A 1,056-nucleotide genomic window follows, 5' to 3' on the forward strand; every position below is an offset into this window, starting at 1 on the left:
GGCTCGGCCATGAGGACACGCGTCAACTGCAGGCGTCGTCGCTCACCACCGGAGAGGTCTCCGACTGGCGTGCGCTGGCGGGCGGGCGTGAAGCCCAAGCGCTCGGCCAGCTGACCGGCCGATACTTCCTTGTCACCCAACGTGATTCGCTCGGCTACATCCTTGACTGCGTCGAGTACGCGCATGTCGGTCGGCAGATCGTCGAGTTCCTGCTTGAGCCAACCGATGTGGACGGTCTGCCCCTGAATGCGCTTGCCTGCTGCAGGCTCGAGTTCGCCGGCCAGGGTCCGCAGCAGCGTTGTCTTACCGGAGCCGTTGACGCCGACCAGGCCGACACGCTCGCCCGGAGCAAGACGCCAGGTCAGATCCTCGACGAGTACGCGGCCGTCGGGGGTCTCCAGACGCGCGTCCTCGAGTTCGATGACAACCTTGCCGAGTCGACGCTGGGCGAACGACGCAAGTGCCACCGCGTCACGAGGCGCCGGAACGTCGGCGATCAGGGCTTCCGCGGCTTCGATGCGGTACTTCGGCTTGGACGTACGGGCGGGAGCACCGCGGCGCAGCCATGCGAGTTCCTTGCGCGCAAGATTGCGTCGACGCTCTTCGGCGCCAGCGAGATCCAGAACTACCTCGACGCGTTCCCCGGCTCGAAATACCTACGCACAGACCAGTCCTGCCCGTCACTGCGTCAAGTCTCCGATTCGGGGACGGCGATCTACACGGTGTATCGCGAATCCGGGAACACCGAGTCGAAGATCTGCAAGGACGTTCGCGCAGCAGGTGGCGACGCTTACGGCAAGTGGCTCGATACCACTACCGACCCGTCGACGCGGATGACTTGCTGAGGGCGTAAGCGGCTCAGCCCCAGCTGGCCTGCGCGCCCAGGCTCGCTTTGTCCACCCGTTCCAGCCGACTCTCCGTGTACGACGCGATCTGATCCACCACTACCCGGACCCGAGCACCGTCGTCCGCGGCGCGTTCCCACGCGGGCATCAGGCCAGCAGCCGGTCCACGCCGAACGCGCCGGATCCGGTGAAGATCAGCAGGAACATGGCC

Annotated in this window: 2 protein-coding genes; both read right to left on the bottom strand. The window is 66.0% G+C overall.

Annotated elements, in window-relative coordinates; all coding sequences use genetic code 11:
- A partial coding sequence (locus tag ABT116_RS49875) for an ATP-binding cassette domain-containing protein (RefSeq protein WP_502984118.1) occupies positions 1–467 on the bottom strand: 467 nt, incomplete at its 3' end.
- Positions 468–858: 391 nt separating this feature from the next.
- Positions 859–1,056: hypothetical protein (locus ABT116_RS49880; RefSeq protein ID WP_351648383.1), on the bottom strand; the 198-nt coding region annotated here is incomplete at its 5' end.

Source organism: Streptomyces sp. NPDC002130, assembly GCF_040296465.1.
GTDB lineage: Bacteria > Actinomycetota > Actinomycetes > Streptomycetales > Streptomycetaceae > Streptomyces.